The organism is Streptomyces sp. NPDC042346, from assembly GCF_055581845.1.
Genome location: NZ_JBVJEH010000002.1, coordinates 121,663 through 139,309, shown reverse-complemented (window position 1 = coordinate 139,309; position 17,647 = coordinate 121,663). Strand labels below are relative to the sequence as shown.

General features: G+C 72.9%; 18 protein-coding genes. 17 read left to right on the top strand and 1 reads right to left on the bottom strand.

The window, feature by feature from the left end:
• Positions 1 to 30 precede the first annotated feature (30 nt).
• From ACZ6K0_RS09280 to ACZ6K0_RS09245, 8 genes are all read left to right on the top strand, one after another.
• The gene (locus ACZ6K0_RS09280) at positions 31 to 819 is read left to right on the top strand and encodes an SDR family oxidoreductase (protein WP_376406334.1); all 789 of its coding nucleotides are present in this window, start codon (positions 31 to 33) and stop codon (positions 817 to 819) included.
• Positions 816 to 1,727: an SDR family oxidoreductase gene (locus tag ACZ6K0_RS09275; RefSeq protein WP_376406332.1), complete on the top strand. Its 912-nt coding sequence runs from the start codon at positions 816 to 818 to the stop codon at positions 1,725 to 1,727. Before ACZ6K0_RS09280 ends, ACZ6K0_RS09275 begins: the two co-directional genes overlap by 4 nt.
• Positions 1,728 to 2,009: 282 nt before the next feature.
• Complete coding sequence (locus ACZ6K0_RS09270; RefSeq protein WP_469234156.1) at positions 2,010 to 2,792, top strand: 2-keto-4-pentenoate hydratase; 783 nt, start codon at positions 2,010 to 2,012, stop codon at positions 2,790 to 2,792.
• A gap of 4 nt (positions 2,793 to 2,796) precedes the next feature.
• Positions 2,797 to 3,732: an acetaldehyde dehydrogenase (acetylating) gene (locus ACZ6K0_RS09265; protein ID WP_376406328.1), complete on the top strand. Its 936-nt coding sequence runs from the start codon at positions 2,797 to 2,799 to the stop codon at positions 3,730 to 3,732.
• Between the two features lie 400 nt (positions 3,733 to 4,132).
• Positions 4,133 to 5,155: a 4-hydroxy-2-oxovalerate aldolase gene (dmpG, locus tag ACZ6K0_RS09260; protein WP_376406326.1), complete on the top strand. Its 1,023-nt coding sequence runs from the start codon at positions 4,133 to 4,135 to the stop codon at positions 5,153 to 5,155.
• Between the two features lie 26 nt (positions 5,156 to 5,181).
• Positions 5,182 to 6,336 carry a Rieske 2Fe-2S domain-containing protein gene (locus tag ACZ6K0_RS09255; RefSeq protein WP_469234158.1) on the top strand — a complete coding sequence of 385 codons (1,155 nt, stop codon included), beginning with the start codon at positions 5,182 to 5,184 and terminating at the stop codon, positions 6,334 to 6,336.
• 1 nt (position 6,337) lies between these two features.
• Positions 6,338 to 6,565 (top strand): ferredoxin, encoded by a 228-nt coding sequence (locus tag ACZ6K0_RS09250; RefSeq protein WP_469234160.1) that lies wholly within the window; start codon positions 6,338 to 6,340, stop codon positions 6,563 to 6,565.
• Positions 6,558 to 7,643 (top strand): 2Fe-2S iron-sulfur cluster-binding protein, encoded by a 1,086-nt coding sequence (locus tag ACZ6K0_RS09245; RefSeq protein WP_469234162.1) that lies wholly within the window; start codon positions 6,558 to 6,560, stop codon positions 7,641 to 7,643. The genes ACZ6K0_RS09250 and ACZ6K0_RS09245 overlap by 8 nt, the downstream gene beginning before the upstream one ends.
• A gap of 63 nt (positions 7,644 to 7,706) precedes the next feature.
• Here the strand turns inward: ACZ6K0_RS09245 and ACZ6K0_RS09240 are convergent, their stop codons facing one another.
• The gene (locus tag ACZ6K0_RS09240; protein ID WP_469234164.1) at positions 7,707 to 8,579 is read right to left on the bottom strand and encodes an IclR family transcriptional regulator; all 873 of its coding nucleotides are present in this window, start codon (positions 8,577 to 8,579) and stop codon (positions 7,707 to 7,709) included.
• Positions 8,580 to 8,762: 183 nt separating this feature from the next.
• On the opposite strand from ACZ6K0_RS09240, the gene hsaA (ACZ6K0_RS09235) reads away from it, so the two are divergent.
• The 9 genes from hsaA (ACZ6K0_RS09235) (at position 8,763) to ACZ6K0_RS09195 (ending at position 17,586) form a co-directional block, all read left to right on the top strand.
• Complete coding sequence (gene hsaA, locus ACZ6K0_RS09235) at positions 8,763 to 9,932, top strand: 3-hydroxy-9,10-secoandrosta-1,3,5(10)-triene-9,17-dione monooxygenase oxygenase subunit (RefSeq protein WP_469234166.1); 1,170 nt, start codon at positions 8,763 to 8,765, stop codon at positions 9,930 to 9,932.
• A gap of 264 nt (positions 9,933 to 10,196) precedes the next feature.
• Complete coding sequence (gene hsaA, locus ACZ6K0_RS09230; RefSeq protein WP_469234168.1) at positions 10,197 to 11,363, top strand: 3-hydroxy-9,10-secoandrosta-1,3,5(10)-triene-9,17-dione monooxygenase oxygenase subunit; 1,167 nt, start codon at positions 10,197 to 10,199, stop codon at positions 11,361 to 11,363.
• 12 nt (positions 11,364 to 11,375) lie between these two features.
• A complete protein-coding gene (gene hsaD, locus ACZ6K0_RS09225; RefSeq protein ID WP_376406311.1) occupies positions 11,376 to 12,251 on the top strand; it encodes a 4,5:9,10-diseco-3-hydroxy-5,9,17-trioxoandrosta-1(10),2-diene-4-oate hydrolase in 876 nt (291 codons plus the stop codon).
• Positions 12,252 to 12,278: 27 nt separating this feature from the next.
• Positions 12,279 to 13,172 carry a VOC family protein gene (locus tag ACZ6K0_RS09220; protein WP_376406309.1) on the top strand — a complete coding sequence of 298 codons (894 nt, stop codon included), beginning with the start codon at positions 12,279 to 12,281 and terminating at the stop codon, positions 13,170 to 13,172.
• Positions 13,160 to 13,642, top strand: a complete 483-nt coding sequence (locus tag ACZ6K0_RS09215; protein ID WP_376406307.1) for a flavin reductase family protein — start codon at positions 13,160 to 13,162, stop codon at positions 13,640 to 13,642. Before ACZ6K0_RS09220 ends, ACZ6K0_RS09215 begins: the two co-directional genes overlap by 13 nt.
• Complete coding sequence (locus tag ACZ6K0_RS09210; RefSeq protein ID WP_469234171.1) at positions 13,642 to 14,193, top strand: MaoC/PaaZ C-terminal domain-containing protein; 552 nt, start codon at positions 13,642 to 13,644, stop codon at positions 14,191 to 14,193. The genes ACZ6K0_RS09215 and ACZ6K0_RS09210 overlap by 1 nt, the downstream gene beginning before the upstream one ends.
• 14 nt (positions 14,194 to 14,207) lie before the next feature.
• Positions 14,208 to 15,908, top strand: coding sequence for an FAD-dependent oxidoreductase (locus ACZ6K0_RS09205; protein ID WP_469234173.1), 1,701 nt, complete (start codon positions 14,208 to 14,210; stop codon positions 15,906 to 15,908).
• Positions 15,908 to 16,672: a glucose 1-dehydrogenase gene (locus ACZ6K0_RS09200; protein WP_469234175.1), complete on the top strand. Its 765-nt coding sequence runs from the start codon at positions 15,908 to 15,910 to the stop codon at positions 16,670 to 16,672. Before ACZ6K0_RS09205 ends, ACZ6K0_RS09200 begins: the two co-directional genes overlap by 1 nt.
• The gene (locus ACZ6K0_RS09195) at positions 16,669 to 17,586 is read left to right on the top strand and encodes an alpha/beta hydrolase (RefSeq protein ID WP_376406299.1); all 918 of its coding nucleotides are present in this window, start codon (positions 16,669 to 16,671) and stop codon (positions 17,584 to 17,586) included. The genes ACZ6K0_RS09200 and ACZ6K0_RS09195 overlap by 4 nt, the downstream gene beginning before the upstream one ends.
• The last annotated feature ends 61 nt before the right edge of the window (positions 17,587 to 17,647 follow it).

Here is a 17,647-nt window from a genome sequence, read left to right as displayed (position 1 = left end):
CAGCGGTTCGCGCGCTGCGGGAGGTGCCCATTGACAGCGATCATCGATCTGTCGGGATCCGTCGCCGTCGTCACCGGCGGAACACGGGGTGTCGGCGCGGGAATCACCCGCGCCCTGCTGGAAGCCGGCGCGGAGGTCGTCACCTGCGCGCGCCGGCCTCCCGACGAGCCCGTCGAGGCGGCGGGACGCACGGCCCGCTTCCTCCCCGTCGACCTGCGCGACCCGGACGCGGTCCGCGGCTTCTTCGACCGGGTGCGCGACGACCACGGACGGCTCGACACCCTGGTCAACAACGCCGGCGGAACCCCGTTCCGGATGCTCGACGACGGCGGAGCCGAGCGACAGGCCCGGGTCGTCGAACTGAACCTCGTCGCCCCGCTGACCGCCTCCCTCGCCGCGTACGAGGTGATGCGCCACCAGACCGGGGGAGGGGCGATCATCATGATCGGCAGCGTCAGCGGCACCCGCCCGTCACCCGGCAGCGCGGCCTACGGAGCCGCGAAGGCGGGCCTGGACAACCTCGCCCGCTCCATGGCCGTGGAATGGGCGCCCCGGGTGCGGGTCAACACGGTCGTCCTCGGCATGGTGCGCACCGAACTCTCCCACCTGCACTACGGGGACGAGGAGGGCGTCGCCGCCGTCGGCCGCACCGTACCCCTCGGCAGGCTCGCCGAGCCCGCCGACATCGGCGACGCCTGTGTCTTCCTCGCCTCCGACCGCGCCGCCTACATCAGCGGTGCCAGCCTCCACGTCCACGGCGGCGGGGAACGCCCCGGCTTCCTCGACGCCGCCACCGTCAACCGAAGGAACACACCATGACAGGACTCTGCAGCGGACGCGTCGTCATCGTCACCGGGGCGGGTCGCGGCCTCGGCCGCGCGCACGCGCTCGCCTTCGCCGCCGAGGGCGCCCGGGTCGTCGTCAACGACCTCGGAGTCGCCGCGGACGGCAGCGGAGGGGGCGGGGGCCCCGCCCAGCAGGTCGTCGACGAGATCACCGCGGCGGGCGGGGAGGCCGTCGCGCACGGCGGTGACATCGCCACCGCCGACGGCGCGGCCTCGCTGGTCGCCACCGCCCTTGAGGCCTTCGGCCGCCTCGACACCCTCGTCAACAACGCCGGATTCCTGCGCGACCGCATGTTGGTCAACCTCGACGAGGACGCCTGGGACGCCGTCATGCGCGTCCACCTCAAAGGCCACTTCCTGCCGCTGAAGTACGCCACCGCGCACTGGCGCGCCGAGGCCAAGGCCGGCCGGACGCCCGAGGCGCGGGTGATCAACACCAGCTCCGGAGCCGGGCTCCTCGGCAGCGTGGGCCAGGGCAACTACGCCGCCGCCAAGGCCGGAATCATCGGCCTCACCCTCGTCGCCGCCGCCGAGTCCGGCCGCTACGGCGTTCAGGTCAACGCGATCGCCCCCGCCGCCCGCACCCGCATGACCGAGCAGACCTTCGCCGAGACGATGGCCGCCCCCGAGGGCGACGCCTTCGACGCGATGGCTCCGGAGAACGTCTCCCCCCTCGTCGTCTGGCTGGGCTCCGCCGCCTCGGCCGGGGTGACGGGACGGGTCTTCGAGGCGGAGGCGGGCCGGATCACCGTCATGGAGGGCTGGCGGCCCGGGCCGACGGCCGACAAGGGTGCACGCTGGACCCCGTCGGAGGCGGGCGACACGGCCCTGAAGCTCCTCGCGGACGCGGAACCCCCGCAGCCCGTGTACGGAGCACGCTGACCGACCTCCGACCCTGCGGGGCGGGCTCGCGGCCGATCGCCGCCGGCCCGCCCCGCAGTGCGTTCCGTAGAGCGTTCCGCAGGGCGTCACGTGGCGCGTTGCACAGTGCGTTCCGCAGGGCGTCACGCGGCGCGCTCCGCAGGGCGTCACGCGGCGCGCTCCGCAGGGCGTTCAGCTGCTCCGGGGGCCTTTCCCGCTCACCGGGAAATCGCGCTCCCCGCCGTCATCGGGACCCGCCTAGCCTCGCCGGACAGCCCCAACCGCCCGCAGGAGGGACCCGCCATGCTCACGGACCGCCAGAGACACGAGGCGGCCGAGCTGCTGCGCTCCGCCGAACACGGCGTCACGCCGATCGCCCCGCTGACCTCGGCCTTCCCCGGCATCGACACCGAGGACGCGTACGAGATCCAGCTCGTCAACATCCGGCACCGCCTCGCGGCGGGTGCCGAGGTGCGCGGCCACAAGGTCGGCCTGTCGTCCCCCGTCATGCAGCGGATGATGGGCGTCGACGAACCGGACTACGGCCATCTGCTCCACGACATGGAGCTGCACCCCGACGTCCCGGTCCCCGTCTCCCGCTACTGTCACCCGCGCGTCGAGGTCGAGGTCGGCTTCGTCCTCGGCGACGACCTCCCGGGCGAGACGTGCACCGCCGCGGACGTGCTCGCCGCGACCGAACGCGTCGTGCCCGCCCTGGAACTGATCGACAGCAGGATCCGCGACTGGCGGATCACCATCGCCGACACCATCGCGGACAACGCCTCCTCCGCCGGATACGTCATCGGCGAGGGTCGCGACCCCCGCGAGCTCGACCTGAAGGCGATCGACGCGCGGCTGACCGGCGGCGGCGAGTTGCTGGCCGAGGGACGCAGCGACGCCGTGCTCGGCGACCCGACCCTCTCCGTCGCCTGGCTGGCCCGGACGGTGGCCCGCTTCGGGGTGTCCCTGAAGAAGGGACACGTGGTGCTGCCGGGCTCCTGCACCCGGGCCGTCGACGTGACGCCCGGAGCGACCTTCACCGCCGAGTTCACCGGTCTTGGCTCGGTCTCCCTGCCCTTCATCTGAGGTGATGATCATCAACACCAGGACCCAAGCGACCGCGGCGATCGTCGGATCCGGCAACATCGGCACCGACCTGCTCTACAAGCTGCTCCGCTCCGCACACGTCGAACCCCGCTGGATGATCGGCGTCGACCCCGACAGCGAAGGCCTCGCCCGCGCCCGCCGCGCCGGCCTGGAAGCCAGTCACGAGGGCGTCGACTGGCTCCTCGCCCAGGACGAGAAGCCCGACATCGTCTTCGAGGCCACCAGCGCCTACGTCCACCGGGCCAACGCCCCGCGCTACGCCGAGCTCGGCATCAAGGCGGTCGACCTGACGCCGGCCGCCGTCGGCCCCGCCGTCGTCCCGCCCGCCAACCTCCGCGAGCACCTCGACAAGCCCAACGTCAACATGATCACCTGCGGCGGACAGGCCACCATCCCCATGGTGTACGCCGTCTCCCGTGTCGTCCCCGTGCCGTACGCGGAGATCGTCGCCTCGGTGGCCTCCGTGTCGGCCGGACCCGGAACCCGCGCGAACATCGACGAGTTCACCCGTACCACCTCGCGCGGCATCGAGACGATCGGCGGCGCCGCGCGCGGCAAGGCGATCATCATCCTCAACCCCGCCGAGCCCCCCGTCATCATGCGGGACACCGTCTTCTGCGCGATCCCCGAGGACGCCGACCGGGACGCCATCGCCGTCTCCGTCAAGGAGATCGCCGAGCAGGTCGCGGCCTACGTCCCCGGCTACCGCCTGCGCACCGAGCCGCAGTTCGACGACCCGAGCCCCGAGAACGGCGGCATGGCGCGCGTCGCGATCTTCCTGGAGGTCGAGGGCGCGGGCGACTACCTGCCGCCCTACGCCGGAAACCTCGACATCATGACCGCCGCCGCCACCAGGGTCGGCGAGGAGTTCGCCAAGGCGCTCCTCGCGCCTAGGCCGTGTCCGGAAAGTCCCGCCTGAGTCGCGACGCCTGGCACGCACGCTCGCCGCGTTGCCGAAATGCCCACGTAGTCCCCCGTGGCCCTCCGGGCACGGGAGGTACCCCCACCGCTACGAGGGCATCCCGGCGCCTTGCGATCGCACGCACCAGACGCCGCGGCTCCTGCCCTCCGGGCAGACGGCGCTACTTTCCGGACACGACCTAGGGGGTGCCTTGCCGATCAGGCCGGGCTCGCGGCGTCTGGTGCCGCGCCTCGCGGCATTGTCGTCACTCGCCGACGTCCCCCGTAGCCCTTCGGGCACGGGAGGTACCCCCACCGCGTCGACTCCCTCCTCCGCCTTGCGATGCACGACACCAGACGCCGCTCCCTGATCCGGCCTGATCGACAAGGCACCCCCTTTCGCGTAAGGAGCCCACCGCATGCCCTACTCGGACACCCTCGACATCCGCGTCACCGACTCCTCGCTGCGCGACGGCTCGCACGCCAAGCGGCACCAGTTCACCGGCGAGGACGTACGCTCCGTCGTCGCCGCCCTCGACGACGCCGGCGTCCCGGTCATCGAGGTGACCCACGGCGACGGACTCGGCGGATCCTCCTTCAACTACGGCTTCTCGAAGACGCCCGAACAGGAACTCATCTCGATCGCGGTGGAGACCGCGCGGCAGGCGAGGATCGCCTTCCTCATGCTCCCCGGACTCGGCGTCAAGGACGACATCCGGGCCGCCCACGACAACGGCGCGAGCATCTGCCGCATCGCCACCCACTGCACCGAGGCCGACATCGCGGTCCAGCACTTCGGACTCGCCCGCGAGCGGGGCCTGGAGACCGTCGGCTTCCTGATGATGGCCCACTCGACACCGCCCGAGAACCTGGCGCGGCAGGCCCGGATCATGGCCGACGCGGGCTGCCAGTGCGTGTACGTCGTCGACTCGGCCGGCGCCATGGTCATGGACGACGTCACCGCCCGCGTCGAGGCCCTCGTCGCCGAACTCGGCGACGACGCCCAGGTCGGCTTCCACGGACACGAGAACCTGGCCCTCGGCACCGGGAACTCCATCGCCGCGATCAAGGCCGGAGCGCTGCAGATCGACGGTTCCACCCGCCGGCTCGGCGCGGGCGCGGGCAACACCGCGGTCGAGGCGCTCGTCGCCGTCTGCGCCAAGATGGGCATCCGCACCGGCATCGACGTCCTGAAGATCATCGACGCGGCGGAGGACGTCGTCCGCCCGGTCATGGACGAGGAGTGCCGACTCGACCGGCTCGCCCTGCTCATGGGCCACGCCGGGGTCTACTCCAGCTTCCTCAAGCACGCCTACCGGCAGGCCGAGCGCTACGGCGTCTCCGGTGCCGAGATCCTCCTGCGCGCGGGCGAACGCCGCCTCGTGGGCGGCCAGGAGGACCAGCTCATCGACATCGCCGTGGAACTCGCCGCGCGGAACTGAACCTCCACACACGAAGGGACAACGAGATGACTGCTCTCCACGACGAGGTCAGGGTCATCGAGGCGGGCAGGCCGCCGGCGCGCTTCGCCAGGGGCTGGCACTGTCTCGGCCTCGCCGAAGACTTCAAGGACGGAAACCCGCACGAGATCGAGGCCTTCGGCACCAAGCTGGTGGTCTTCCAGGGCGAGGACGACGGACAGCTGCACGTCCTGAACGCCTACTGCCCGCACATGGGCGGCAACCTCGCCCACGGCACCGTCAAGGGCGACGCCGTCGCCTGCCCCTTCCACGACTGGCGCTGGGCCGGCAACGGCCGCTGCGCCGGCATCCCGTACGCCCGCCGCGTCCCGCCCCGCGCCAGGACCCGTTCCTGGACCGCGCTGGAGCGGAACAAGCAGCTCTTCGTCTGGCACGACCCCGAGGGCAACCCCCCGCCGCCCGAGGTCACCGTCCCCGAGATCGCCGGCATCCACGGACCCGACGCGGACCAGTGGAGCGACTGGACCTGGAAGACCCTCCGGGTCGAGGGCTCCAACTGCCGCGAGATCGTCGACAACGTCGTGGACATGGCGCACTTCTACTACGTCCACTACGCCTTCCCTGAGTACTTCAAGAACGTCTTCGAGGGGCACGTCGCCACCCAGTACATGGAGAGCAGCCCCCGCGGCGACATGGAACTGGGCACCCTCAGCGCCGGCCGCCTGCGCTCCGACGCCTCCTACTACGGCCCCTCCTACATGATCGACCACCTCTACAGCGACGTCGGCGGCGGCGTCGAGATGGAGGTCGTCCTCATCAACTGCCACTACCCCATCGACGCGAACAGCTTCCTGCTCCAGTACGGGGCGATCGTCAAGCGGCTCCCCGGGATGACCGGGGAACAGGCCGACGAGGCCGCACGGCTCGCCGCCGAGGGAACGGCCGTCGGCTTCGAACAGGACGTGGAGATCTGGAAGAACAAGACCCGGATCGACAACCCCCTGCTCACCGAGGAGGACGGCCCGGTCTACCAACTGCGCCGGTGGTACGAGCAGTTCTACGTCGACGTCGCCGACGTCCAGGACGAGATGACCCGCCGCTTCGAGTTCGAGATCGACACCCAGCGCGCCAACAAGGCCTGGCACGCGGAGGTCGAGGAGAACCTGGCCCGCCGCGCGGCGGCGCCGGGGACCGGAGCCTGACGTGCGACCGGTGGAGTGCGCGACCTGCGGCAACCGGGTCCTGTGCGAGAAGTTCAGCCGGGCCCACACCTCCGTGCAGTGGACCGCCGACGCGGCCGTCGTCTGCGCGGAGTTCCGCGACCGGGTGAGCGAGGGCGCGACCAGCGCCCGGATACGGACCTGCCGGGCGCTGCGGTCCAGCATCGACCGCGCGGTGGCGGACGGAACCCTGGAGGTCGCCGATGCCTGACAGGACCACGGGGACGGCGCGCACCCACCGGCTGCGCGTCGTCCAGGTGATCGCCGAGACCGCCGACGCGCACTCCCTGGTGCTCCAGCCGCCGCCGGAGAGCGCCGACCGCTTCACGTACCGCCCCGGGCAGTTCCTCACCGTCAAGCTGCCGGGGGCGGACGGGAAGCCGGCCGCCCGCTGCTACTCCCTCGCCGGCTCGCCCCACACCGGCGAGCCCCTGAAGATCACCGTCAAACGGGTGGCCGGCGGGCACGGCTCCAACTGGGTGTGCGACCACCTGACGGCGGGGGACGAGCTGGAGGTGCTGCCCCCGGCCGGCACCTTCACCCCCGACTCCCTCGACCACGACCTCCTCCTCGCCGCCGGCGGGAGCGGCATCACCCCGGTGCTCTCCATCGCCAAGTCGGCCCTCGCCGAAGGGCAGGGCCGGGTCGTGCTCCTGTACGCCAACCGCGACGAGTCCTCGGTCATCTTCCGCGACGAACTGCGCGAACTGACCGCGCACCACCCCGACCGGTTCCTCGTCGTCCACTGGCTGGAATCGCTCCAGGGCCTGCCCCGAGCGGACCGGCTGGCCGCCGCGCTGGCGCCGTACGCCGACCGCGAGGCCTTCGTCTGCGGCCCGGAACCGCTCATGGACGCCGTCGAGCAGGCGCTGCGCGCGGTCGGCACGCCGGGCCACCGCATCCACCGGGAACGCTTCTTCTCCCTGGGCGGACACGTCTTCGACGCCCCTGCCCAGCCGGACGGCGGCAGTACGGCGGACGACGGCGGCAGCACGGCGGAGACGGAGGTGAAGGTAGAGGCGGAGGTGGAGGTGGAGCTCGACGGCGAGACCCGCACCCTTGCCTGGCCCCCGGCCACGCCGCTGCTCGACGCGCTCCTCGCGGCGGGCGTGGACGCCCCGTACTCGTGCCGGGAGGGCGCGTGCAGCGCCTGCACCTGCCGGGTCGTGGGGGGCGAGGTGAAGATGCTCCGCAACGACGTCCTGGACGACGCGGACGTGGCCGAGGGATACGTCCTGGCCTGCCAGGCCCTGCCGCTCACCGACAGGGTCGCGATCACCTACTCCTGACACTCCTTCGTCCCGACGACGTCCCCGGCGGACACCCACAGGTGTCCGCCGGGGACGTCGTCGTCACATCCACTCGCTGAAACGCAGCCAGGTCATCATGTTGTCCATCGACGGCTGCGGGAAGTCGGGAGCGGCCACCGCCCCGGCCGGCTGCGGCTGCTTCTCCGTGAGGCGCCCCGGACCGAACATCGCGTGCCACACGGATCGGGCGCAGCCGCGCACGGCGGGCGCGATGCGTTCCAGCTCGCGGTGGACGCCGTTGCCGGACACCGAGATCGCGGCGATCGCCCGGCCCGCACCGCGCAGCGGCGCCGCCACGCAGAAGACCCCCCGGAACCCCTCCTCGTGGTCGAACGCCACCCCGCGCTCCCGCGCCATCGCCAGCTCGCCGCGGAAGGACTCGGGGCGGGTGATCGTGCGCGGCGTGCGCGGCCGCAGCCCGTGCCGGATCACCTGCTCCGTCACGGCGGGGTCGCTGAAGGCCAGGATCGCCTTGCCCGACGCCGTGCAGTACGCCGGCTGGCGCCCGCCCGTCCGCGACGGCACGCCGGAGTCGTCGGACCCGCCGATCCGCTCCAGATAGACCACCTCGGCGCCGTCGAGCACCGTGAGGTGGACCAGATGGCCCGTGGACTCGTGCAGGGCGTGCAGATGGGGCAGCGCCGCCCGGCGCAGCCGGTTGTGGTGCCAGGCCATCGCACCGAGCTCCAACATGCCCATGCCGAGCCGGTAGTCCCGGCCCTCGCGCTCCAGCCAGCGCAGCTGCACCAGCTGATCGAGAATGCGGTGCGCGGAGGACCGGCGGATGCCGGAACGCTGCACGACCTCGGTCAGAGTGAGTCGGGGCCCCGCGCTCTGGAAGGCGCTCAGCACCTTCGCCGCCTTCTCCAGCAGGGACAGCGGCGGACATTCGGCCTCGACCGCGGGCGTCGTCATCGGCACCTCCCACACGGACGGCAGACAGCCCTGGCCGCGTCCGTAATCTCCGGTATTGCGTGGAGATTGCCAGAGGATTCCGGTGACTGGGAAGAGGGTGTTCCGTCTCGGAACAGTAACGCGTAGTTTCCCTAGCGTCATTCCGTCGCCCCACGGCGGTCTCAGGATCCGAGAGGCACGCACATGCGCGACGACGACGTTCTCGCGGCGGTCCGCGCCCTCGCCCCCGCCCTGCGCGAGCGCGCCGCCGACACCGAGGCCCTGCGCCGCGTGCCCGACTCCACGATCGAGGAGCTCGCCCGGGCCGGCTTCTTCCGGCTCCTCCAGCCCCGGGCCTTCGGCGGCCTCGCCACCGGCCCGGACGTCTTCTACGCCGCGCTGCGGGCGATCGCCCGGGCCTGCGGCTCGACGGGCTGGGCCGCGGCCGTCCTCGGCGTCCACCCCTGGCACGTGGCCCTCTTCGACCCGCAGGCCCAGGACGACGTGTGGGGCGCGGACCCCACCACCCGCGTCTGCTCCTCCCACGCCCCCACCGGCCAGGTCACCCCGGTCGACGGCGGCTTCCGGCTGTCCGGCCGCTGGCACCTCTCGGCAGGCTGCGACCACGCCCGATGGGCTCTCCTCGGCGGTCTCGTCACCGACGCCGAGGGACGGCCGGTCGACATGCGGACCTTCCTGGTGCCGTGCGCCGACTACCGCGTCGACGACGTCTGGGACCCGGTCGGCCTGCGCGGCAGCGGCAGCAACGACATCGTGGTCGAGGACGCCTTCGTCCCCGACCACCGGACCCTCGGCTTCGGCCCGGTGACCGCGCTGCGCGCCCCGGGACACGAGGCCAACCCCGAGCCGCTGTACCGGCTGCCGTACGCCGCGGTCTTCACCACCGCGGTCTCGACCGCCATGGTCGGCATTGCCGAGGGCGCGTACGACGCGTACGTCACGGCGGCCCGGGCGAGCTTCCGTGCCTCCGCCGGCCCGCGGGTCGCCGAGGACCCCTTCGCGCAGGTGCGCGTCGCCCGCGCCGCGAGCGACATCGAAGCGAGCCTCCTGCAGTTGAGCCGCAACACGGCCGACCTGTACGCGGTCGCCCGCGACGGACGGGAGCCGTCCACGTCCCTGCGCGCACGGGCCCGCCGCGACCAGGTGCTCGCCACCGAACGGGCCATCGCGGCCGTGGACCTGCTGATGGAGAACGCCGGGGGCAGCGCCCTGCGCGGGGGCGACGACGTCCTCCAGCGCGCCTGGCGCGACCTGCACACCGGCCGCGGTCAGGCGGCCAACGACGTGGAACGGGCGCTGGTCCTCTTCGGCCAGGACGCCCTGGGCATCGCGGTCCACGACCCGATGCTCTGACCGCCACCGCCACCGCCACCGCCACCGCCACCGCCACCGCCGTCCACGACCTCCACCGCCGCCGCCGCCGTCCACGACCGCCACTGCCGTGGACCACACCCCGTCACCGTCGTATACGACCCCGCCACCGCCCCCTACGGCCCCCTCCACCGCGCCGCGTCCGCCGCTCCTTCCCGCTCAGTGGGAGCACCGCATTTCGCCGCGCGACACCGCGTCGTACGGTCCTGGCACTTCCCCCACCACGACCCGAAAGGGGATGCCCCCATGGCCGACGACGTCCTGGCAGCGATCCGTGATCTCGCCCCCGCTCTGCGCGAGCGCGCGGCCGAGGCCGAGGCCCTGCGCCGCGTGCCCGACGCGTCCATCAAGGAGATCGAGGACACCGGCTTCTTCCAGCTGCTCCAGCCCGAGGCCTTCGGCGGCCGGGCGGCGGACCCGGTGGTCTTCTACACGGCGGTCAAGGAGATCGCCAAGGCGTGCGGCTCGACCGGCTGGGTCGCCTCCGTGGTCGGCGTCCACCCCTGGCACGTCGCCCTGTACGACCCGCGCGCCCAGCAGGAGGTGTGGGGCGAGGACCCCAGGACCCGTATCGCCTCCTCGTACGCCCCCACCGGCAAGGCGACCGCCGTCGACGGCGGCTTCCGGCTCTCCGGCCGCTGGCACTTCTCCTCCGGCTGCGACCACGTCCAGTGGGCCCTGCTCGGGTGCCTCGTCCCCGACGCCGACGGCAACCCGGTGGACATGCGCACCTTCCTGATCCCCCGCTCCGACTACCGCGTGGACGACGTGTGGGACACCGTCGGCCTGCGCGGCAGCGGCAGCAACGACGTCGTCGTCGAGGACGTCTTCGTCCCCGACCACCGCGCCCTGAGCTTCGGACCGGTCACCGCCCTGAAGGTGCCCGGCCACGAGCTCAACCAGGAACCGCTGTACCGCCTGCCGTACGCCGGCGTGTTCACCACCACCATCACCACCCCGATCGTCGGCATCGCCGAGGGCGCCTACGACTCGTACACCGAGGCCACCCGGCAGCGGTTCCGCGTCTCCTACGGCCAGAAGGTCGCCGAGGACCCCTTCGCGCAGGTCCGCATCGCCCGCGCCGCGAGCGACATCGACGCGAGCTGGCTGCAGATCACCCGCAACATCGGCGACATGTACGCGCTCGCGCAGCGCGGCGAGGAACTCCCGATGGAGCTCCGCACCCGTACCCGCCGGGACCAGGTCCTCGCCACCGAACGCTGCGTCGCGGCGGTCGACCTCCTGATGGAGAACGCCGGCGGCAACGCCATGCGCACCGGCCCCGGCCCGGTCCAGCGCGCCTGGCGCGACGCCCACACCGGCCGCGGCCACGCGGCCAACGACCCCGAGCGGGCCCTCGTCATGTACGGGCAGTGCGCGCTCGGCATCGACATCCACGACACCATGGCCTGAGAGGCGCCCCCGATGGCAGCGGCAGAACTCACCCACGCGTCGACGTCCCGCACCGCCAAGGCGGCGGGACTCACCCTCCACTTCCACGAGGCCGGACCCGCGGGACCGCACCCGGCACCCGTCGTGATCATGCTGCACGGCGGCGGCCCCGGCGCCTCCGGCTGGAGCAACTTCGGCCGCAACCTCCCGGTCTTCGCCGAGCACTTCCGTACGATCCTCGTCGACCAGCCCTGCTACGGCCGCTCGGACAAGCCCGTACTCGACAAGGACTACTTCAGCTACAGCGCCGCCGCCGTCGCCGCGCTGATGGACGAACTGGGCATCGAGCGGGCGCACTTCGTCGGGAACTCGCTCGGCGGCGGCACCGCCGTCCGCATCGCCCTGAACCACCCGGACAAGGTCGCCAAGCTCCTTCTGATGGGCCCCGGCGGCGTCTCCGTCAACCTCTTCGCCCCCGACCCGACCGAGGGCATCAAGCGCCTCTTCGAGTTCAGCGCCTCCCCGGAGCCGACGAAGGAACAACTCCGCGCCTTCCTCGGCGTCATGGCCTACGACCGGTCGATCGTCACCGACGAACTCGTCGAGGAACGCTGGGCCTCGGCGAACGATCCCGACACCAGGCTCGGCAACGCCCGGATGGGCGCCTCGTTCGCCAACCCCGCCTGGGCCGAGGACACGATGCTCTGGCGCGAGGCCCACCGGATCACCCAGCCGGTGCTCCTCACCTGGGGACGCGAGGACCGCGTCAACCCCCTCGACGGCGCGCTCGTCGCCCTCAAGACCATCCCCGACGCCCGCCTGCACGTCTTCCCGCACTGCGGCCACTGGGCCCAGGCCGAGCAGGCCGACGAGTTCAACCGACTCGCCCTCGACTTCTTCTCCCACTGACACCACGAACGGAAGAGGAACACCACCATGGACATCCGTGCTCTCGGATACCTGCGCCTGGAGACCACCGACCTCGACGCGTGGCGCCGCTACGCGCTCGACGTCCTCGGCATGGTGCAGGCGGCCGGCACCACCGACGACACCCTCCTCCTGCGCGTCGACGACCGCGCCTACCGCATCGCCGTCCAGGCCGGCGACGGCGACCGGCTGCTCGCGGCCGGCTGGGAGGTGGCCAACGCCGCCGCGCTCGCCGGGGCGGCCGCCGCACTGGAGGCGGCCGGCGTCGCCGTCAAGGCCGCCGACGACGCCGAGCTCGCCGAGCGCCGCGTCCAGGGCCTGATCCACCTGACCGACCCCTGCGGCAACCCGCTGGAGATCTACTGGGGCCAGGCCCAGGACCACACCCCGCTCGGCACCCCGTACGGCAACCGCTTCGTCACCGGCGACCTCGGCCTCGGCCATGTCGTGCTCCCGGTCCCGGACATCGAGGCCGCCCTCGACTTCTACGAGAACCTCCTCGGCTTCCAGCTGCGCGACTCCATGAAGCTCCCGCCGCAGGCCGTCCCGACCGCCGCTGAGCAGCGGGACTTCCACTGGATGCACTTCCTGAGCCCCAACAGCCGCCACCACAGCCTCGGCCTCTACCCCGGCGCCCTGCCGCCCGGCATCGTGCACTTCATGGTGGAGCTGGAGACCCTCGACGACGTGGGCCGCGGCCTGGACCGCACCAAGGCCGCCGGCATCCCCATCGCCTCCAGCCTCGGCCGCCACACCAACGACCGCATGGTGTCGTTCTACGCCCAGGCCCCCGGCGGCTTCCAGGTCGAGTACGGCTGGGACGGCCTGATCGTCGACCCCGCCACCTGGGTCGCCAAGGAGATCACCGCCGACAGCTTCTGGGGCCACCAGTGGAACGGCTGATCGACCCCGCCGACTTCCGGGACGTCCTCGGCCGCTTCGCCAGCGGCATCACGGTCGTGGCGGCGCTCGACGGAGGCGAACCCGCCGGCTTCGCCTGCCAGTCCTTCGCCTCGCTCTCCCTCGACCCCCCGCTGGTCATGCTCGCCGTCGGCAACTCCTCAACGAGCTGGCCGAGGATCGAACGGGCGGGCCGGTTCTGCGTCAACATCCTCGCCGAGGAGCAGCGGGACACCTGCGCCGCGCTCGGCCGCAGCGGCGCCGACAAGTTCGCGGACGTGCCCTGGAACGTCAGCGAACACGGGACCGTCCGCATCGACGGAGCCCTCGCCTACGTCGAGTGCGAGCTGCACTCCGTCCACGAGGCCGGTGACCACTCCCTGGTCACCGCCCAGGTGGTAGCGCTCGACGCCCGCGAGGACGGCCGGCCGCTGCTGTTCTTCCGCAGCCGCTACGCCGTCGGGGCGTTCTGATGCCCCTCGACGTCGAGAAGGCGACGTCCGCGCAGCCCGTGCGCACGGACGTCGTCTGGGACGCGCGCGACGTGCGGCTGTACCACCTGGCGCTCGGCGCGGGCGTCCCCGAGACCGACCCGCGCGAGCTGCGCTACGTCTTCGAGGGACACGAACGGGGGCTCCAGGTGCTGCCCACGTTCGGAGTGGTCGCGGGCGGCACGGGAGGCGTCGGACTCCAGGTCTTCGACCTGCCGGGCGTCGACATCGACCTGGCGGGCGTCCTGCACGGCGGCCAGGAGATCACCGCCCGCCGCGCGGGCTACGACCGGCCCGTCCTGCACGGCCTCTGCACCTTCGGAATGGCGGTCAAGGCCGTCACCGACCGCCTCCTCGGCGCCGACGCGAGCGCCGTGGCCGGCTGCCGCACCCGCTTCGCCGGAGTGTTCCACCCGGGGGAGACCCTGCGGCTGCGCGTCTGGGACACGGCCGACGGCTACCGGCTCACGGCCACCGCCGCGGAACGCGACGACGCGCCGGTCCGCACCGACGCCCGTATCACCCCCCGCTGACCAGGGAGAGCCCGATGACGAGGGAGAACCCGATGAACGACACCTGGGACCACACCTACGACGTGGTCGTGGTCGGCTCCGGCTCCGCCGGGATGGCCGCCGCGATCACCGCCCGGCTGCGCGGGCTGACCGTCCTCGTGGTGGAGAAGACCGACGTGTACGGCGGCTCGACCGCCCTGTCCGGCGGCGCCATCTGGGTGCCGAACAACTTCCACCTGGACGCCGCCGGGCTCGGCGACACCCCCGAGAAGGCCCGCGCCTACCTGGACGCCACCGTCGGCGACCGCGTACCCGCCGCCCGCAAGGACGCCTATGTCGCCCACGGACCCCGGATGGTAAGGGAGTTCCATGACCGCACCGCCGTCAGGTTCGTCTACACCCCCGGCTACTCCGACTACTACCCGGAGCGCCTCGGCGGCTACCCGCAGGGCCGCTCCATCGAACCCCGCATCTTCGACTTCAAGAAGCTCGGACCGGAACAGCGCGCCACCATGCGCAGGGCCGGCCTGCCCACGTACGGCCTCACCATCACCTCCAAGGACTTCCGCGGGCTCAACATGGCCGGCCGCACCTGGGCCGGCCGGCGGACCGCCGCCCGCGTCGGCGGCCGGGCCGTCAAGGCCCTGCTCACCGGGCAGCGGCTGCTCTCCCTCGGCGAGGCGCTGATCGCCCGCATGCGGCACTCCCTGGACACCCTCGGCGGCGAGCTCTGGCTCGCCACGCCGCTGACCGGCCTGGTCGAGGAGGACGGCCGCGTCACCGGCGTCCGCGTCGTCCGAGGCGGCCGCGACCTCACGGTCCGGGCGACCGGCGGCGTCGTCCTCGCCTCCGGCGGCTTCTCGCACGACCAGAACCTGCGCGAGAAGCACCTCCCGGCACCCACCTCCAGCGCGTGGAGCGCCGCCGCCGACGGACAGACCGGCGACGCCCTGGAACCGGCCACGGCGCTCGGCGCCGGGACCGACCTGATGGACAAGGTGTGGGGCGCGCCGTCGGTCGTGGTGCCCGAGGGCAAGCCGTTCTTCCTCGTCGCCGACCGGGGCGTCCCCGGTATGGTCATCGTCGACGGAGCGGGGGACCGCTACGCCAACGAGGCCGCGCCCTACCACGAGTTCGTCGACGCCATGTACGCCCACGACAAGCCCGGCGCGAGCACCGTCCCGTCCTGGCTCATCCTCGACGCCACGGCCAGGTCCCGCTACCTCTTCATGGGCCTGCTCCCCGGCCAACCCTTCCCCAAGCCGTGGCTGGAGAGCGGATTCGTCAAGAAGGCCGCCACCGTGGAGGAACTGGCCGCACGGATCGGCGTCGCCCCCGAGCGGCTGCGCGCCACCGTGGACCGCTTCAACGGCTTCGCCCGCGCCGGCCGCGACGAGGACTTCCACCGCGGCGACAGCGTCTACGACCGCTACTACGGCGACCCGACGCTCCCCAACCCCAACCTGGCGCCCCTGGAGAAGGGGCCCTTCCACGCGATCCCCGTGCACCCCGGCGACATCGGCACCAAGGGCGGCCTCGTCACCGACGCGACGGCCCGCGTCCTCCGGGAGGACGGAACACCGATCGCCGGCCTGTACGCCTCCGGCAACGTCTCGGCGGCGGTCACGGGCGAGACCTACCCGGGGCCCGGCGCGACCATCGGCCCCGCCATGACCTTCAGCTGGCTCGCCGTCAACGACATCGCCGGCCCCCGCGCGGACGAGGAGAGCCGCTGATGGCCGTCGACCTCACCGGAAAGGTCGCGCTCGTCACCGGCGCGGCCCGCGGCATGGGCGAGGCCGAGGCCCGCCTCTTCGTCGCCCTCGGGGCGCGCGTCGTCCTCACCGACGTACGCGAGGTCGAGGGCGAGGCGACCGCCGCCTCCCTCGGCGCCGCCGCCCGCTTCGTACGCCACGACGTCACCGACGAGCACTCCTGGGCCGCCGCCGTGGCCACCGCCGTCGACACCTTCGGCCGGCTCGACGTCCTCGTCAACAACGCCGCGATCTACTCCACCTCGCCCATCGTCGACGAGGACCCGGCCCGCCTGGAGGCGCTCCTCCGGGTCAACCTCATCGGCCCGTTCCTCGGCATCCGCGCCGCGGCCGGGGCGATGCGGGCGAGCGGCGGCGGGTCCGTCGTCAACATCTCCTCGCAGGCCGGCCTCCAGGGCATCTGGGGACACGGCGCGTACGGCGCCGCGAAATGGGGGCTGCGCGGCCTGACCAAGACCGCAGCGCTCGAACTCGGCGCCGACGGCATCCGCGTCAACTCCGTCCACCCCGGGGCCATCGCCACCGCGATGACCGCCCACCTCGGAACCACGGCCCACCCGGCCGCGCCGCTCGGCCGCGTGGGGGAGCCCGACGAGGTCGCGCACCTCGTCGCCTTCCTCGCCTCCGACGACGCCTCCTACCTCTCCGGCGCCGAACTCGCCGTGGACGGCGGGGCGTCGGCAGGCCGGATGCCCGCCCTGCCCCCGAAGGGAGCGAACGAATGACCCGCCCCGCCCCCGAGGTCCAGGCGTTCATCGACCTCGCCGCCGCCCACTTCCCGCCCCTGGGCACGGAGATGACGGACGTCACCGAGGTACGGGCCTTCCTCGCCGCCCGGCAGAAGCCCGCCGTCACCCCGCTCCCCGTCGCCCACGTCGAGGACCGGGACGCCGACGGCGTGCCCGTACGCGTCTACGACCCGGCCGCCCAGGAGAACGCCCCCGTCGTCCTGTTCTGCCACGGCGGCGGCTTCACCCTCTGCGACCTCGAAAGCCACGACGGCTTCTGCCGCGCCCTCGCCCTCGGTACGGGCGCCACCGTCGTCGCGGTGGACTACCGCCGCGCCCCCGAGCACCCCTTCCCCGCCGCCCCCGAAGACGCCTACACGGCGCTCCTGTGGGCGGCGAGGACGCTCCCCGGCCGCCGCATCGCCGTCGCGGGGGACAGCGCCGGCGCCAACCTCGCCACCGTCCTCACCCTCCTCGCCCGCGACCGGGGCGGCCCCCGCATCGCCTGCCAGGCGCTCTACTACCCGATGCTCGACCCCACCCGCTCCCGGCCGTCGCACCGCGAGAACGGCCAGGGGTACTTCCTCACCTCCGACCACCTGCGCTGGTATTGGGACGCCTACCTGCCGGAGCCCGCCGACCGGACCGCCCCCTACGCCGCCCCGCTGGCCGGCGCCGACCTGTCCGGGCTCCCGCCCGCCCACCTCGTCACCGCCGGCTTCGACCCCCTGCGGGACGACGGCCTCGCGTACGCCGCGGCCCTCACCGCCGCCGGCGTCGCCGTGGAGGCCCACCACTACGCCGGGATGTTCCACGGCTTCCTCTCCATGTCCGCCGAGGCCCTGCCGGAAGCCGCCGAGGCCCGCGCGACCGCGTTCGGCGTCCTGCGCACGGCACTCGCCCCGCACTGACACGCACCACCGCGCCCGCGCACGCCCGATGCCCCCGCCCCCTCCTGGTCCGGAGGGAGCG

What these genes read in the sequence shown, in the direction of transcription:
- ACZ6K0_RS09245 (WP_469234162.1), top strand. Translation starts at nt 6,558, where the DNA reads ATGCCTGACAGGACCACGGGGACGGCGCGCACCCACCGGCTGCGCGTC.
- ACZ6K0_RS09270 (WP_469234156.1), top strand. Translation starts at nt 2,010, where the DNA reads ATGCTCACGGACCGCCAGAGACACGAGGCGGCCGAGCTGCTGCGCTCC.
- ACZ6K0_RS09255 (WP_469234158.1), top strand. Translation starts at nt 5,182, where the DNA reads ATGACTGCTCTCCACGACGAGGTCAGGGTCATCGAGGCGGGCAGGCCG.
- ACZ6K0_RS09210 (WP_469234171.1), top strand. Translation starts at nt 13,642, where the DNA reads ATGCCCCTCGACGTCGAGAAGGCGACGTCCGCGCAGCCCGTGCGCACG.
- ACZ6K0_RS09275 (WP_376406332.1), top strand. Translation starts at nt 816, where the DNA reads ATGACAGGACTCTGCAGCGGACGCGTCGTCATCGTCACCGGGGCGGGT.
- ACZ6K0_RS09205 (WP_469234173.1), top strand. Translation starts at nt 14,208, where the DNA reads ATGACGAGGGAGAACCCGATGAACGACACCTGGGACCACACCTACGAC.
- hsaD (WP_376406311.1), top strand. Translation starts at nt 11,376, where the DNA reads ATGGCAGCGGCAGAACTCACCCACGCGTCGACGTCCCGCACCGCCAAG.
- ACZ6K0_RS09220 (WP_376406309.1), top strand. Translation starts at nt 12,279, where the DNA reads ATGGACATCCGTGCTCTCGGATACCTGCGCCTGGAGACCACCGACCTC.
- ACZ6K0_RS09195 (WP_376406299.1), top strand. Translation starts at nt 16,669, where the DNA reads ATGACCCGCCCCGCCCCCGAGGTCCAGGCGTTCATCGACCTCGCCGCC.
- ACZ6K0_RS09200 (WP_469234175.1), top strand. Translation starts at nt 15,908, where the DNA reads ATGGCCGTCGACCTCACCGGAAAGGTCGCGCTCGTCACCGGCGCGGCC.
- ACZ6K0_RS09240 (WP_469234164.1), bottom strand. Translation starts at nt 8,579, where the DNA reads ATGACGACGCCCGCGGTCGAGGCCGAATGTCCGCCGCTGTCCCTGCTG.
- ACZ6K0_RS09265 (WP_376406328.1), top strand. Translation starts at nt 2,797, where the DNA reads ATGATCATCAACACCAGGACCCAAGCGACCGCGGCGATCGTCGGATCC.
- dmpG (WP_376406326.1), top strand. Translation starts at nt 4,133, where the DNA reads ATGCCCTACTCGGACACCCTCGACATCCGCGTCACCGACTCCTCGCTG.
- hsaA (WP_469234168.1), top strand. Translation starts at nt 10,197, where the DNA reads ATGGCCGACGACGTCCTGGCAGCGATCCGTGATCTCGCCCCCGCTCTG.
- hsaA (WP_469234166.1), top strand. Translation starts at nt 8,763, where the DNA reads ATGCGCGACGACGACGTTCTCGCGGCGGTCCGCGCCCTCGCCCCCGCC.